Consider the following 14,144-nt stretch of genomic DNA (forward strand, 5'->3'; position numbering starts at 1 on the left):
GTAGAAGCCGCCGCCCTTCTGGATCCACCGCAGGCCGTTCAGCGTGTTGGCGTCCTTGTTGGCATAGTACTGCTCGAGGCAGGTGTGCATGCGGGCCTTGGCCGGTCGTCGCTTCACCGCCCGAGACGAAGATGGTGGCCAGGTCGACGGCGCGCTTGGCGTCGAGCGGTGTATCGACATTGCCGGTGAGAATCACGTTGTCGTTCAGCAGCTCGACCTTGATCTGCGACGTCGGGAGGAAGCGCTTGAGATAGTCATCCAGCCCGGCCACATCGCGTTCGACCGCCAGGTCAAGACTGGCGATCTGCTCGCCGTTGGGGCCGAAGACGAAGATGTTGGTTTCGCCGACCGCCTTGCCGAACAGATAGATGCGGCGCGCCGTGCGCGTCACTGCGTCGGCGACCGCGGGATTGGCGACGAGTATGTCGTAGGCGTCGCTCGGCAGGTCGATGACCACCGACTTATTGAGGCCGAGCTTGACGCGCTGCGAGGCAACCGAGGCCGTCACACCCGCTGCCCTGTTCGCGGCCTTTGCCTCGACGGGCCCAGGTGCATTGGTGCCGATCAGGAACAGGCCGATTGCGGCCGCCGCGATGACGGGCAGTTTGCCGATTAGCCTCATTTCCTTGCTCCCACTTCGGAAACCTGGCCCGACTTGATCAATCGCACCGTGCCGCGCCGGCCATTGCCGTTCACCAGATAGTCGGCCTCGCCCAGGTTCTTCTCATTCGTGTCGGTGATCGAACGCAGCGCCAGGGTCAGGCGGTCCGCCATCTGCTGCGCCACCGTGATGATCTCCGCCTGCTGCGGCGTGAGCTCCAGCGTCGCGGTCTGGCCGACCCTGGTCTTCTTGCCTTCCTCGTCCTCCTGGATGGTCTGGTCGATGGCCAGGACACGAATGTTCTTCAGGATGGTCTCGGTATTGAAGCCGCTGCCGCCATTGCTGGCGTCGGCCCGCCGGGTCATGATGACGTCGACGAAGTCATTGGGCAGGATGAAGCCGCCGGCGGACGTATCGGCCGATATGGCGGTCGCGACCGCGCGCATGCCGGACGGCAGGATCGAGGACATGAAGCTCTGCCCCTCGCCGACCAGCTTGGAGCGCCGCAACGGCTCACCGGCATACATGGCTACACGCGCCACCGAGCCCTTCAGCTTTTCGACTGCGTCCGGTTCGGCCGCACGGGTGATGAAATTGGCGTTGATGCCGCTCGCCGGCCACTGCTCCCACCTGATGTTGTCACCGAGCTGGCTGCCCATTGCGACATCGCCGGAAAGCGCCAGCACGTCCTGCAGCGCGATCGCCGGCTGCTTGGGAGCGTTGACGACGACTTGAGCCGGCGGCGCCACTACCATGTTCTTCGCGACATAACCCGCGCCACCCGCCGCGGCCACGGCCACGCTCAGAATAATCAGTCGGGATGCTGGCATTCGTCCGGACCCTTCGCCTCAAGGCAAACCACCTCGCCAAGCCGGACTTTGCAGCCGCAATCGTCAAAACAAGGTTAATGCAATGCTTACGATCGTGATTAATTTAACGTTTACTCAAATTGGACTGAACCGCCTTGCCGTTAACAAAAAAGGCGGCCAAGTGCCGCGAGAACCCTTGTCACAGAAACTGATTTTCCGAAGGCAACAAGCTGTTTGGTAGGCGTAAAGCCAGACTCCGAAGCGCACCGAGCGCATCTGAAGATGGCGATGTGCTTTAGGTCGTGAGCCTATCCAGCGCCCAGACCATCAACGAAGAATCCGGAAAGGTGAGGAGCCCGCCAAGACCAAGCGCGATGCCATAAGGAATGCCTGCGGTCTCGTCGGCGAAATGGCGGAGAAAACGGTTGTGGCCGGTGTAAACCGCAAATGGCGATTTCCGGTAGGCCAGAATGGCAACCGTCAGCAGGCCGCCGATCAATGTCGAGGTCACCAAGTAGCCGATGAGATTGATGTTGAGCCCCATCCATACGGCGGTCGCGGCCAGCAGCTTGGCATCGCCGCCGCCCATGCCGCCGAGCGCGAACAGTCCGAACGTCGCGGCCAGCACCAGGGCACCTGCCGCGAAATGCCCGCCATAAATGGCCCAGTCCATCCCGGTCAAAGGAGCGACCAGAGCGAACGTCGCCACGAGCAGCACCGGCACGCGGTTGGCGATCGTCATCGAAAGCATGTCGGAGATCGCCGCAAACAGCATGCAGAATGGAAAGACGACGAAGATTACAGCTTCAAGCATGAGACAACACAATGCCGTGAGAAAAGTAACACGCCCAGTCTAGCCACACGCCATTAACGGTCGGTGAGTGCCGACGATCAAATTCGCGCGCAAACCAGATGCTGCAACGAACAAGGGCCGCCTCGAGGCGGCCCTTCTCGTCGAGAGCGACTTCGTCGTCCTCGGGTTGTTGTTAGTTGGAGTTTTGGACCGCGCTGGCAATTGCCTTGAACTTGGTGTTCAGGGCAGTGCCGAGCTGGCCAGCGCCGACCATGATGGCGAGCGCGATGAGGGCGGCGATCAGACCGTATTCGATGGCGGTCGCGCCGGATTCGTCCTTCACGAAACGTGCGATGAGGTTAGACATTCGAGAGCTCCTACTCCACGTGTTACAGCACTTCCGTCAACTTCTCTTGCCGGTTGATCGGATGTGCCAAATCTAGGGGGAAGCCCTTTCGATCGGCTTAATAAATACCCTTACCGATTCCTTTCCGGAGGCGATCCCGTTGCTTGGTTAACCGTGGCCTAAACCTCCAGAGGCGGAGCGGCGGGCATGAAAAGCGCGGAGATCCGGCCCATCCGCGATTTCGCTAAAACAGCGTATGCTCTCCGGCTTATGACCGCCGAGCCGGCCAATCCTTATCGCGGCCATGCGGCGCTTAACCGTCGGTTCACCAATTTCGTTCATGTTCCGTTGAACAGTCTGCCGCTCCGGAGCGCTTCAATGACCTCGTCGAGATCGCCATTTTCAGTCGTCGCGCTGCTGGCTGTCGCCGCATCCGTCATGCCGGCCAGCGCCGGCGCCGGCATCGAGGTCACCATGAATCAAGCAAAGATCGTCAAGTTGTCGCGCGCGGCCGATACGATCGTCGTCGGCAATCCGGCAATCGCCGATGCCGCCGTACAGGATGCCTCGACGGTCGTTCTCACCGGCAAGGGTTTCGGCGTGACCAATCTGGTCGTGCTCGATTCCGATGGCAGCCCGATCATAGATGAGCAGGTGACGGTCGTCCGACAAGCCGCGTCCTCGGTGCGCATCTATCGACGCGCCGAAGTCCAGACCATGTCCTGCACGCCCTATTGCGAAAGCTCGTACAAGAGCGAGGCTGAGAAAACGTCCGAAACGGAAATGAACGCAGCCCGCTGAGCTTAAGGACGCAAGCGCCCGCAGGTTAACAGCGGGTTAAGGGCAGCCCACCGAGTTTAACGCTGATCCAAACCGGACCTCAATGGGTGGCCGATAGGTTGCAGCCGACATTGCAAGGGATCGGCAGGAACGGAACATGAGCAGGGCGCCCAAGGGTGGCATGAACGGCAAGGCCGAGGCAAAGCCACGCCCCGGTTTCTTCAGCGACAGGCGCGGCAGCACGGCATTGGAATTCGCAATGCTGGCCATGCCGTTCGCCTTGCTCGTTTTCGCCATCCTGGAGAGCTGCATCTCGTTCGCCGGCCAGGAAGTGATGGCCAACGCCACCGACGATATCGCGCGCCAGCTGCGAACCGGCCAGCTCAAGAAGGCCAACGTCACCGACGCCTCGATCAAGACGCTGATCTGCGACAGGCTGGAGATCATGGTCGCCACGAACTGCCCCGGTTCCGGGTCAAATGCTTCCCTGTTGGTGGACCTGCGCGAATATCCGACCTTCGCCGACGCCGCGGCGGCGGGCTTCAAGATCCAGAACGGCGAAATCGTGCTGACAGGCACGAGCTCGACGACTTTCACGGTGTCGCCGGGGCTGGCGGAATCGAAGAACATGCTGCGGGTTTTCTACAAATGGCCGGTGATCACCGATTTCCTGGCTAAACAGATGGCCAATCTGAATGGCGGCAAGACGCTGCACTTCGCATCGGTGACCTGGCAGAACGAACCATTCGACGACTAAGGCAGGTCGCGTGAGGCGACCTGCTTTGGCTTTTTGATTTTCGGCATGTCTCCCGAAACCGGGTCCACTTCGGGAGACATGCTTCAATGTTGCGGCCGGCCGAGACTTACGGCGGTGTGGGGGTAGGATATGTACCGTGCGGGGGCACAGCGGCGAATTTCGGCTTTCGTGACGAAGGCGGCACGGTTTTGCCTCGATCGCCGCGGCGTCGCGGCAATCGAGTTCGCGTTCATCGTGCCGGTGCTGCTCATCATGTACTTCATCACGATGGAAGCCTCGCAGGCCATCGAAACCAGCAAGAAGGTCAGCCGCATCGGCAGCATGGTGGCGGATCTCGTCACGCAGCAGACCAGCGTCACGAAAGCCGATCTCGACGCGATCATGAAGATCGGCACCTCGACGCTGCAGCCCTACAACCGCTCCACGCCGACGATCATCATCACCGGGATCCAGATCTCCGACGAGGCTTCGCCCAAGGCGACGGTGGCCTGGTCGCGCAAGCTCGTGGGCACCACCTATAGCGCCGACGCGGCGAAGACCAGTCCCACCACCGTTCCGCCAACGCTGAATATCCGCAACACCTTCCTTGTCCGGGTGGAAAGCGACCTCGGCTATAAGCCGATCATCACCTGGTCAGCCGACAGTTCGTCGACGCTTGGATTGACCTCGGCCTTCAACAACATATCGATGGGCGAAACGTACTATCTGAGGCCGCGCCGCGGTCCTACGGTTCCTTGCACCGACTGCTGACGGACTAATCCCCGCGAGTTTCCCGCCGCACGATGGCCAGGGCCGTTGCGTAGTCCTTTGATACGGCCAGTTCGAAGCCGCCGGAGTGCGTCGGCTCCAGAAGATCGTAGACATCCGGGGTCAGCGACTTGAGATTGGTCAGAAACACGGCCAGCCGTCGCTTGGCTTCGGCGTCGAGATCGCTGCGCACCGCATGAGGCCCATATCGCAGCGGAGCCGAGCTCCACAGCACCCGAAGCGACGTCTTCGGGACGCCGGCGGCCGCAAGCCGCAGGATGGTGCCGCCCGTGTCGGTAGGCTGGCCGTCGGCGCCGACAGGCTCCCAGCCGAACAGGCCGTCGGCTTCGCCGTCGCCGAGCATCGCCTCGGCCGCGGTGGCCGACGGGGCGCGCGCCAGGAAAGGTGAATCCTGCGCGATCGGCACGCCTTCGCCGGCCAGTCCGGTCAGCGGCAGGAGAGAACCGGCGACATTGTCGGCGGGCGCGATGGCGATCCGATGCGAGGCGATCGCTGTGAGGCCCGGCACTTTGCCGTCGCGCGTCACCAGCACGGAACGGACGCCGGCGGCTCCATCGGCATCGACCGGCGCCACCAGCGGCTCGACACAGCCGCAGCGCTCCGAAGCCGTAGCATAGGCGAGCGCCGAATAGACCGCGTACTGTATGCGGCCGCTCGCCTGAGCCTCGATCAACGCCGCATAGTCGCGAGCAACGACGAACTCGACCTTCATGCCGAGAGCGTTCGTATAGGCATCCGTCAAGCGGGCCAGACCAGGTACCGTGTTGCCTCCTCCGGGCTCGGCGACGATTCCTATGCGAAACGTGCCGATGTCGGCGCGCCAGTCGGCATGCGCCGGCGGGGCAGCGAAGAGCACCGCGAGAGCCGCCGCGCAGGTCCTCAATGCCTGGCTTGCCGCCGATCTTGCGCCCATGCCCATCCTTGCCGCATTCCCTCGATCCGCACCACTTTGCACCAAGCCGTTGCGGTCTGGTATCCGATTTGCCAACGCCGCTGCGGAACTCTATGTCTGGCTGGTTAGACTGGCACGATGGCACCCCTATGGCGCGGGCTTTCCTATTCGTTCTCGATTCTTTCGGCATCGGCGGAGCGGCCGATGCCGAACGCTACGGCGATGCCGGCGCCGACACATTCGGACACATCGCACAAGCTTGCGCCGAGGGCCGCGCGGATCGTGAAGGCCTGCGCAGCGGACCGCTCGCCGTCCCCAACATGATCTCGCTCGGGCTTGCCCGCGCGGCCAAGACGGCAACCGGGCTGACGGTCGACCTCGACGCGCCGCTGCTTGCCGCGTCGTTCCATGGCGCTGCCCAGGAGGTCTCGAGCGGCAAGGACACGCCGTCGGGCCATTGGGAGATTGCCGGCCTGCCCGTGCGTTTCGACTGGGGTTATTTTCCCGACACCGTGCCCGCCTTCCCGGCCGAGCTGACCGGCGCGATCATCCGCGAAGGCAAGGTGCCGGGCATCCTCGGCGATTGCCATGCGCCAGGAACCGAGATCATCGAGCGCTTCGGCGAGGAACACATCCGGACCGGCAAGCCCATCTGTTACACATCGGTCGACTCCGTATTGCAAATCGCCGCGCACGAGACGCATTTCGGCCTGGAGCGGCTCTACGAGCTTTGCCTGACGGTGCGCCGGCTGGTCGATCTGCTCAACATCGGGCGGGTGATCGCGCGGCCCTTCGTCGGCGAGACAAGCGCCACCTTCCAGCGCACCCACAACCGCCGCGACTATGCCGTGCCGCCGCCGGAGCCGACCTTGCTCGACCGGCTGACCGAGCGCGGCAGCAAGGTCATCGCCGTCGGCAAGATCGGCGACATCTTCGCCCATCGCGGCATCGCGGAGGTGCGCAAGGCGGGCGGCAACATGGCGATGTTCGACAAGGCGCTCTCCGCCATGGACGATGCCGGCGAAGGCGATCTGGTCTTTGCCAATTTCGTCGATTTCGATACCGAGTTCGGCCATCGGCGCGATGTCGCCGGCTATGCCGGAGCGCTCGAGGCCTTCGATCGCCGGCTGCCGGAAGCGCTGTCGCGCATCAAGTCGGGCGACCTTCTCATCCTCACCGCCGACCACGGCAACGATCCGACCTGGCGCGGCACCGATCATACCCGCGAACGCGTTCCGGTGATCGGGATAGGGCCGGGACTGAAGGGCGGCGACATCGGGCTCAGGCCGACCTTCGCCGATATCGGCGAAACCATCGCGGATCATCTCGGGCTTGCGCCTGGCCGCCACGGCACCTCTTTCCTCGCGACGATAGGCGGCCATGCCGGAACTGCCTGAAGTCGAAACGGTGCGGCGGGGGCTGCAGCCGATCCTGGAAGGGGCGCGGCTCGTCAATGTCGAGGCGCGACGGCCAGACCTTCGCTTTCCCTTTCCCGAACGGTTCTCGGAGCGGCTTGCCGGCAAGACCGTGACGGCGCTTGGCAGGCGCGCCAAATATCTGACGATGCACATCGAAAACGGTCCGGTGCTGATCTGCCATCTCGGCATGTCGGGATCGTTCCGCGTCGAAACCGATGGGAACGGACAAATTCCTGGCAGCTTCCATCACGAGCGCTCGAAGAGCGCGGCGCATGACCACGTCGTATTCGATGTCGACTCCCCGAAGGGCGAGCGGTCCCGCGTCATCTTCAACGACCCGCGCCGTTTCGGCTTCATGCTGTTTGCCGAAGGCGCGCCGGACACGCATCCAATGCTGGCGGGGCTGGGCATCGAGCCGACCGGCAATGCGCTCGACGGTCCCCTGCTCGCCTCGCTGCTCGAAGGCCGCAGATCGCCGCTCAAGGCCGCGTTGCTCGACCAGCGGCTGATCGCCGGGCTCGGCAACATATATGTGTCGGAAGCGCTGTGGCGCGCCGGCCTGTCGCCGCTGCGCGAAGCCGGCACCATAGCCGGCTCCGGCAAGAGAGCGAAAGAGCAATGCGAACGCCTGGCCGCCGCCATCCGCTCGGTCATCGCCGACGCGATCGCCGCCGGCGGTTCCTCGCTGCGCGACTATGTCCAGGCAGACGGGTCGCTTGGCTATTTCCAGCATTCCTTCGCGGTCTATGACCGCGAAGACGAGCCATGTCCGAAACCGGGCTGCAGCGGCCATATCGAGCGCATCGTGCAGAGCGGCCGATCCACCTTCTATTGCCGGACCTGTCAGCGGTGAGCTAGACCGGTCTCCTCAATCGAAGCGAGGAGACGATGCCATGGCCTATGAAACCATTCTCGTGGAGACACGCGGCAAGGTCGGGCTGATCACGCTGAACCGGCCGAAGGCGCTCAATGCCCTGAATTCGCAGGTGCTGGCCGAGATCGTGGCGGCGGTGAACACGTTCGGCGCCGATGCCGGCATCGGCGCGATGGTGCTCACAGGTTCGGAAAAAGCCTTCGCGGCCGGCGCCGACATCAAGGAAATGCAGGCGATCTCCTTTGTCGACGCCTATACTGGAGACTTCTTTGTCGGGTGGGAGGAGCTCACCCGGGCGCGCAAGCCGATCATCGCCGCGGTCGCCGGCTACGCACTTGGCGGCGGCTGCGAGCTGGCCATGATGTGCGATTTCATCATCGCCGCCGACAACGCAAAATTCGGCCAGCCCGAGATCACGCTCGGCGTCATGCCGGGCATGGGCGGATCGCAGCGATTGACCCGCTTCGTCGGCAAGTCGAAGGCGATGGACATGTGCCTGACCGGGCGGATGATGGACGCTGCCGAGGCCGAGCGCTGCGGACTGGTGTCGCGAGTGGTGCCGGCGGCCGAGCTGGTCGAGGAGGCGCTGAAAGCGGCAGCGAAGATCGCCGAGTTTTCCCTGCCGTCGGTGATGATGACGAAGGAAGCCGTCAACCGCGCTTTCGAGACGACGCTTGCCGAGGGGCTGCGCTTCGAGCGCCGCCTTTTCCACTCGCTGTTTGCGCTCGATGACCAGAAGGAGGGTATGGCCGCCTTCGTCGAGAAGCGGAAGCCGAATTTCAGCAACCACTAGGGCTTGTCGGCCTAATGCGTGCCGCGATTTTGGCAAGAAGCCGGGCATACACAAAGACAACTGCTTTAGGCGTGCGGACCCGTTTCAGCGCGGTACGGCTTCAAGCCCCAAAAAGACCGCGAAGCGGCGTTGACGCGCCGGAAAAGCTGAACTATAAGCCGCACCAACCGAGGCGGCCCGTGGCTGCCCGTTTGTTTTTTGCGCCCTGCGACCCGCTGGCGCCCACCAGATCAGAAGAGAGGCATCATGGCCAATACGTCCTCGGCCAAAAAGGCAACGCGCAAGATCGCCCGCCGGGCGGCGATCAACAAGAACCGTCGGTCGCGCGTCCGCACCTATGTTCGCCAGGTCGAAGAGGCGCTCGCCGCCGGCGACAAGGCTGCTGCGCTCGAAGCGCTCAAGGCCGCGGAGCCGGAATTGATGCGCGCCGCAACCAAGGGTGTCCTCCACAAGAACACGGCTTCCCGCAAGGTTTCGCGGCTGGCCCAGCGGGTCAAGGTGCTGTCGGCCTGACCGACTTCCCTTTAGAACCGTTATCCTTGAACCCGGCCGCACAGGCCGGGTTTTTTCGTTTGCCGGCAAGTACTTAAAAAGAACGGTCGGACAACGACGCTTGGGCCGAATTTCAAAGTAGCCAGTGTTTTGCCGGCATATACATAATCGCTCATGTCGACGACCGCTGGATGCGGGCACGACCATAGATGAGCCTGCCACAAAATCCATATAATTTTCAAAAGCTTACAGACGGTCATCCACAGCTTGTTCAACTCGCGGAGGAGCGGCGGGGGACAAGTAGCTGTCAAGAGAATTATTTCAGAAAATTTCCGAAGGTGTGGCCTTTTTCACATTCCACGGAAAAGGGTTTGAATCACAATGGCTTTATGAAAATGGGCCGCAGTGGCACCTGCTTTGAACACGTCTCCGGTAACCAGATTCGTTAAAAATCCGTTAGACGTGGCCTTGCCCTATCCACAGCGATTTCGGTAATGTCCATCCATCGAAGGGACGGGCACCTGCCCTTAACCCAGCCTGAATCGGCCAGCAAAAAATGGCGGAATTCATGACGCGGAGCAATTCCGCGTGCGGCATGGTTTGTCTCTTCGGTGCGGGTAGGGGACTGGCGTAATTGTACATGGCAGTCGACGTTGGGCCGGCATTTTCGCCGGGCGGTGTTGCATTGTCTTGGCATGATCAAGCCGGCTTGCGAGAGCCGGCAGAGGTCCCTTGCGCAACGTTGCAACGATATCGCCGGCGGCGGCGATAGAGGCGCAGCGAAAAACGTCGCCGGACCCAGGGTGCAGGAGGCGCACTCCCGGCGGAAAAAGGGTACGAGAGACAAGGAACTTGATCATGCAGAGCGGCATCGAAGGGGAGATTGCGGGCGAACTCCCATTCCCAGCAACTATCGTCGGAGGGGACGACATGGCGGCATCCAGCGACGCTGAACAGAAGTTCGAGCGGGTCAAGGCCCAATTGAAGGCGCGTCTGGGAGCCGAGGTCTATTCGAGCTGGTTTGGCCGCATGAAGGTTGCCGAGGCGTCGCGCGGAATGGTCCGCATCTCCGTACCGACGGCCTTCCTGCGGTCGTGGATCAACGGCCATTACCTTGATCTTATCGCCGAACTGTGGAGGCACGAGGATCCCGACCTTCTCAAGATCGAGATCGTCGTGCGGACCGCCACGCGGCAGGGCCGCAACAATGTCGAGCCGGAGATCGCGCCGGCGCGCAAGATGACCAAGCAGGCCCAGACCGCGCTTGCCGCCGGCACCGCGAGCGCCGGTCGGGTGGAACGGACGCCGGCGCCCCGCCAGGGCGTGCCAGTGGAGACCGAGTTCCGCCACAATGTGCTGGGGTCGCCGCTCGACCCGCGCTACACTTTCACTTCGTTCATCGAAGGCCCTTCGAACCGTGTTGCTTTCGCGGCGGCCAAGGCGGTGGCGGAATCGCAGTCGAGCGCGGTGCGCTTCAACCCGCTCTTTCTCCATGCGACCGTCGGCCTGGGCAAGACGCATCTGTTGCAGGCGATCGCGGCGGAATCGCTGCGGCACAATCCGAAATCGCGCGTGGTCTACCTGACGGCGGAATATTTCATGTGGCGCTTCGCCACCGCGATCCGTGACAACAATGCGCTGACGCTCAAGGAGCAGCTGCGCGACATCGATCTGCTGATAATCGACGACATGCAGTTCCTGCAGGGCAAGTCGATCCAGCACGAGTTCTGCCATCTCATCAACATGCTGCTCGACAGCGCCAAGCAGGTGGTGGTCGCCGCCGACCGGCCGCCGTCTGAACTGGAGTCGCTGGAGCCGCGGGTGCGCTCGCGCCTCAACGGCGGCGTGGCGCTCGAAATGTCGGCACCGGATTTCGGCATGCGCCTCGGCATGCTGAAGCTGCGCCTTGCCACCGCCAAGATCGACGATACCTCGCTCGACATTTCGGATGAGATCCTCGATCACGTCGCCAGAACGGTGACGGGCAGCGGGCGCGAGCTCGAAGGCGCCTTCAACCAGCTTCTGTTTCGCCAGTCCTTCGAGCCGCAGATCACTATCGACCGCATCGACGAGATCCTCGGCCATATCTACCGCTCGGGCGAGCCGAAGCGGGTGCGTATCGAGGACATCCAGCGCATCGTGGCGCGCCACTATAACGTTTCGAAGACGGAACTGCTCTCAAACCGCCGCACGCGCACCATCGTCAAACCGCGGCAGGTAGCGATGTATCTCTCCAAGGTGATGACGCCGCGCTCGCTGCCGGAGATCGGACGCCGTTTCGGCGGCCGCGATCACACGACGGTTCTGCACGCCGTGCGCAAGATCGAGGATCTTTCCGGCGCCGACAACACGCTGGCACAGGAACTCGAACTGCTCAGAAGGCTGATCAACGAGCAGGCCTGAGCGCTTCGCCCGCTTTATCCCCAGAAAGCCCGCGCAACCGGCTGGAACCGGTGCCGCGGGCTTGCGTTTGCAGGGTTTTTACTGTCAGCTTACATAGATTCTGAGCTTTTCGGAGCTTTTGCGGGACGCCGCTGCCCGGTGACCCGCTCATTCATTGAAGCGAGCCTGTTTCGTCATGCGTGTTATCCTGGAACGATCCAATCTCCTGAAGTCCCTCAACCACGTCCATCGCGTGGTGGAGCGGCGCAACACCATACCGATCCTGTCGAATGTGCTGCTCAGCGCCGAGGGCGCCAGCCTGGAAATGAAGGCCACCGACCTCGACCTTGAAGTGACCGAAGCCACGCCGGCCAAGGTCGAGCGCGGCGGCGCGACGACGGTTCCGGCGCATCTGCTCTACGACATCGTGCGCAAGCTGGCCGACGGCGCCGAGGTGATGCTGAAGACCGACGAGGACGGCAACGCTATGACCGTCACGTCCGGGCGCTCCAGCTTCCGCCTGCAGTGCTTGCCGCAGTCCGATTTCCCGGAGCTTTCGGCCGGCTCCTTCTCGCACATCTTCCGGCTCGATTCGGTAGCGCTCAAGGGCCTGATCGAGAAGACGCAGTTCGCGATCTCGACCGAAGAGACGCGCTACTATCTCAACGGCATCTTCCTGCACACGCATGAGGCGGGCGGCAAGCTGAAGCTGCGCTCGGTCGCGACCGACGGGCACCGACTGGCGCGCGCCGAGATCGACGCGCCGGCAGGCTCCGAAGGCATGCCCGGCATCATCATCCCGCGCAAGACGGTGAGCGAGCTGCAGAAGCTGGTCGACGACCCTGATATCGCGGTGACGACGGAACTGTCGGATACCAAGATCCGCTTCACCATCGGCAGCGTCATCCTGACCTCGAAGCTGATCGACGGCACCTTCCCCGATTATCAGCGCGTCATCCCGACCGGCAATGACAAGAAGCTGGTTATCGACCGCCAGAGCTTTGCCGCCGCCGTCGACCGCGTCTCGACCATTTCGTCCGAGCGCGGCCGAGCCGTGAAACTGTCGATCAATGACGGCCAGCTCACGCTCGCCGTCAACAATCCGGATTCCGGCAGCGCAACCGAGGAGCTGGCGGCCGACTACTCGTCCGACCCGATCGAGATCGGCTTCAACGCCAAATATCTGCTCGACGTCGCCGCCCAGCTCACCGGTTCGGAAGCCAAGTTCATGCTGGCGGATGCCGGGTCTCCGACGCTGATCCACGACATGGCCGACGAGACCGCGCTCTACGTGCTGATGCCGATGCGGGTCTAGGCTTTGTCTCTTTTGTTGACGCAATTCCGGACGGAAAACCGCTATGCACTTTTCCTGGAATTGCTCTAGCAGGCCTCACATGTCGCCGTGACCTCGGACGCCAAACAGCTTCGGCAGCAGAGCTATATAAGTAAGCTTACACTTACAAATTTTCGCAACTATGCGGGACTTTCGCTTGATCTCGGCCCCGGCGCTGTCGTGCTGTCCGGCGACAATGGCGCCGGCAAGACCAATCTGCTCGAAGCCGTTTCGCTGCTGACGCCGGGGCGCGGGCTGCGCCGCGCGCCTTACGCCGACGTCGCCCGCGAGGGCGGCGATGGCGGCTTTGCCTTGCATGCGCGCATCGAAGGACCGGAAGGTCAGGTCGAAATCGGCACCGGCATTGCCGGCGGCGATGGTGCCGCGGAAGGCGGCAGGCGCGTGCGCATCAACGGCGCGCCGGCAAAATCGGCCGAGGATATGCTCGAATGGCTGCGGGTCGTCTGGCTGACGCCGGCGATGGACGGGCTGTTTCCAGGGCCGGCCGCCGACCGCCGCCGCTTCCTCGACCGACTGGTGCTGGCGATCGACCCCGGCCACGGGCAGCGCGCGCTCGATTACGAGAAGGCGATGCGTGGCCGTAACCGTTTGCTTACGGAAGGCTCGCGCGACACCGGCTGGTTCGACGCGATCGAGATGCAGATGGCCGAAACCGGGGTGGCGATCGCGGCGGCCAGGGCCGAGCTGGTGCGGCTGCTTGCGGCCATGATCGACAAGCTGCCGGGCAGCGGCCCGTTTCCGCAGGCCGACATCAGCCTCGCCGGCGAATTGGAAAGCGAAATCGCGGTCACACCGGCAGTCGACGTCGAGGAGCGATTTCGCGCCATACTCGCCAATGGCCGCGAGCGCGACCGCGCCGCCGGCCGCACGCTCGACGGTCCGCACCGCTCCGACCTCGCGGTCCGCCACCGGCCGAAGTCGATGCCGGCCGAATTGTGCTCGACCGGCGAGCAGAAGGCGCTGCTTGTCGGCATCGTGCTGTCGCATGCGCGGCTGACCGGCGAGATGTCGGGCCTGACGCCGATCCTGTTGCTCGACGAGATCGCCGCGCATCTCGACAGCGGCCGGCGCACTGCGCTGTTTTC

15 protein-coding genes are annotated in these 14,144 nt (G+C 63.1%); 10 read left to right on the plus strand and 5 right to left on the minus strand.

The window, feature by feature from the left end:
• The 4 genes from EOA79_RS21870 to EOA79_RS21885 form a co-directional block, all read right to left on the minus strand.
• The coding region (locus EOA79_RS21870) for a pilus assembly protein N-terminal domain-containing protein (RefSeq protein ID WP_245489910.1) at positions 1-622 on the minus strand (622 nt) is incomplete at its 3' end.
• Positions 619-1,431 (minus strand): Flp pilus assembly protein CpaB, encoded by an 813-nt coding sequence (cpaB, locus tag EOA79_RS21875; protein WP_067324575.1) that lies wholly within the window; start codon positions 1,429-1,431, stop codon positions 619-621. The genes EOA79_RS21870 and cpaB, both read right to left, overlap by 4 nt.
• A gap of 274 nt (positions 1,432-1,705) precedes the next feature.
• Entirely contained in the window at positions 1,706-2,224 is a 519-nt protein-coding gene (locus tag EOA79_RS21880) for a prepilin peptidase (RefSeq protein ID WP_067324573.1), read from the minus strand.
• A 172-nt stretch (positions 2,225-2,396) separates the two neighbouring features.
• Entirely contained in the window at positions 2,397-2,570 is a 174-nt protein-coding gene (locus tag EOA79_RS21885; RefSeq protein ID WP_067324571.1) for a Flp family type IVb pilin, read from the minus strand.
• Between the two features lie 357 nt (positions 2,571-2,927).
• Here EOA79_RS21885 and EOA79_RS21890 point away from each other — a divergent pair, with 357 nt between their 5' ends.
• The 3 genes from EOA79_RS21890 to EOA79_RS21900 all read left to right on the plus strand — a co-directional run bounded on the left by EOA79_RS21890 (position 2,928) and on the right by EOA79_RS21900 (position 4,836).
• A complete protein-coding gene (locus EOA79_RS21890) occupies positions 2,928-3,350 on the plus strand; it encodes a pilus assembly protein N-terminal domain-containing protein (RefSeq protein ID WP_066996418.1) in 423 nt (140 codons plus the stop codon).
• A gap of 136 nt (positions 3,351-3,486) precedes the next feature.
• Positions 3,487-4,086 carry a TadE/TadG family type IV pilus assembly protein gene (locus EOA79_RS21895; protein WP_067324568.1) on the plus strand — a complete coding sequence of 200 codons (600 nt, stop codon included), beginning with the start codon at positions 3,487-3,489 and terminating at the stop codon, positions 4,084-4,086.
• A 129-nt stretch (positions 4,087-4,215) separates the two neighbouring features.
• Complete coding sequence (locus EOA79_RS21900; RefSeq protein WP_095799340.1) at positions 4,216-4,836, plus strand: TadE/TadG family type IV pilus assembly protein; 621 nt, start codon at positions 4,216-4,218, stop codon at positions 4,834-4,836.
• Positions 4,837-4,840: 4 nt separating this feature from the next.
• Here the strand turns inward: EOA79_RS21900 and EOA79_RS21905 are convergent, their stop codons facing one another.
• Complete coding sequence (locus EOA79_RS21905; RefSeq protein ID WP_095824399.1) at positions 4,841-5,767, minus strand: PhnD/SsuA/transferrin family substrate-binding protein; 927 nt, start codon at positions 5,765-5,767, stop codon at positions 4,841-4,843.
• 128 nt (positions 5,768-5,895) lie between these two features.
• Here EOA79_RS21905 and EOA79_RS21910 point away from each other — a divergent pair, with 128 nt between their 5' ends.
• From EOA79_RS21910 to recF, 7 genes are all read left to right on the plus strand, one after another.
• The gene (locus EOA79_RS21910; protein WP_095824214.1) at positions 5,896-7,143 is read left to right on the plus strand and encodes a phosphopentomutase; all 1,248 of its coding nucleotides are present in this window, start codon (positions 5,896-5,898) and stop codon (positions 7,141-7,143) included.
• On the plus strand, positions 7,127-8,017 hold the full coding sequence (gene mutM, locus EOA79_RS21915) for a bifunctional DNA-formamidopyrimidine glycosylase/DNA-(apurinic or apyrimidinic site) lyase (protein ID WP_066996407.1): 891 nt from the start codon (positions 7,127-7,129) through the stop codon (positions 8,015-8,017). Before EOA79_RS21910 ends, mutM begins: the two co-directional genes overlap by 17 nt.
• 40 nt (positions 8,018-8,057) lie before the next feature.
• Complete coding sequence (locus tag EOA79_RS21920; protein ID WP_095824215.1) at positions 8,058-8,831, plus strand: enoyl-CoA hydratase; 774 nt, start codon at positions 8,058-8,060, stop codon at positions 8,829-8,831.
• Between the two features lie 246 nt (positions 8,832-9,077).
• Positions 9,078-9,344: a 30S ribosomal protein S20 gene (gene rpsT / locus EOA79_RS21925; RefSeq protein ID WP_095824216.1), complete on the plus strand. Its 267-nt coding sequence runs from the start codon at positions 9,078-9,080 to the stop codon at positions 9,342-9,344.
• Positions 9,345-10,253: 909 nt separating this feature from the next.
• On the plus strand, positions 10,254-11,726 hold the full coding sequence (dnaA, locus tag EOA79_RS21930) for a chromosomal replication initiator protein DnaA (protein ID WP_245322332.1): 1,473 nt from the start codon (positions 10,254-10,256) through the stop codon (positions 11,724-11,726).
• A gap of 175 nt (positions 11,727-11,901) precedes the next feature.
• A complete protein-coding gene (dnaN, locus tag EOA79_RS21935; protein ID WP_067324552.1) occupies positions 11,902-13,020 on the plus strand; it encodes a DNA polymerase III subunit beta in 1,119 nt (372 codons plus the stop codon).
• An 87-nt stretch (positions 13,021-13,107) separates the two neighbouring features.
• A partial coding sequence (gene recF / locus EOA79_RS21940; protein ID WP_128293264.1) for a DNA replication/repair protein RecF occupies positions 13,108-14,144 on the plus strand: 1,037 nt, incomplete at its 3' end.

It is taken from the genome of Mesorhizobium sp. M1A.F.Ca.IN.020.03.2.1 (assembly GCF_004023205.1).
Taxonomy (GTDB): Bacteria; Pseudomonadota; Alphaproteobacteria; order Rhizobiales; family Rhizobiaceae; genus Mesorhizobium.

Excerpts from the sequence above, each read along its gene's own strand:
- cpaB (WP_067324575.1), bottom strand. The coding sequence starts at position 1,431 with ATGCCAGCATCCCGACTGATTATTCTGAGCGTGGCCGTGGCCGCGGCG.
- EOA79_RS21880 (WP_067324573.1), bottom strand. The coding sequence starts at position 2,224 with ATGCTTGAAGCTGTAATCTTCGTCGTCTTTCCATTCTGCATGCTGTTT.
- EOA79_RS21885 (WP_067324571.1), bottom strand. The coding sequence starts at position 2,570 with ATGTCTAACCTCATCGCACGTTTCGTGAAGGACGAATCCGGCGCGACC.
- EOA79_RS21890 (WP_066996418.1), top strand. The coding sequence starts at position 2,928 with ATGACCTCGTCGAGATCGCCATTTTCAGTCGTCGCGCTGCTGGCTGTC.
- EOA79_RS21895 (WP_067324568.1), top strand. The coding sequence starts at position 3,487 with ATGAGCAGGGCGCCCAAGGGTGGCATGAACGGCAAGGCCGAGGCAAAG.
- EOA79_RS21900 (WP_095799340.1), top strand. The coding sequence starts at position 4,216 with ATGTACCGTGCGGGGGCACAGCGGCGAATTTCGGCTTTCGTGACGAAG.
- EOA79_RS21905 (WP_095824399.1), bottom strand. The coding sequence starts at position 5,767 with ATGGGCGCAAGATCGGCGGCAAGCCAGGCATTGAGGACCTGCGCGGCG.
- EOA79_RS21910 (WP_095824214.1), top strand. The coding sequence starts at position 5,896 with ATGGCGCGGGCTTTCCTATTCGTTCTCGATTCTTTCGGCATCGGCGGA.
- mutM (WP_066996407.1), top strand. The coding sequence starts at position 7,127 with ATGCCGGAACTGCCTGAAGTCGAAACGGTGCGGCGGGGGCTGCAGCCG.
- EOA79_RS21920 (WP_095824215.1), top strand. The coding sequence starts at position 8,058 with ATGGCCTATGAAACCATTCTCGTGGAGACACGCGGCAAGGTCGGGCTG.
- rpsT (WP_095824216.1), top strand. The coding sequence starts at position 9,078 with ATGGCCAATACGTCCTCGGCCAAAAAGGCAACGCGCAAGATCGCCCGC.
- dnaA (WP_245322332.1), top strand. The coding sequence starts at position 10,254 with ATGGCGGCATCCAGCGACGCTGAACAGAAGTTCGAGCGGGTCAAGGCC.
- dnaN (WP_067324552.1), top strand. The coding sequence starts at position 11,902 with ATGCGTGTTATCCTGGAACGATCCAATCTCCTGAAGTCCCTCAACCAC.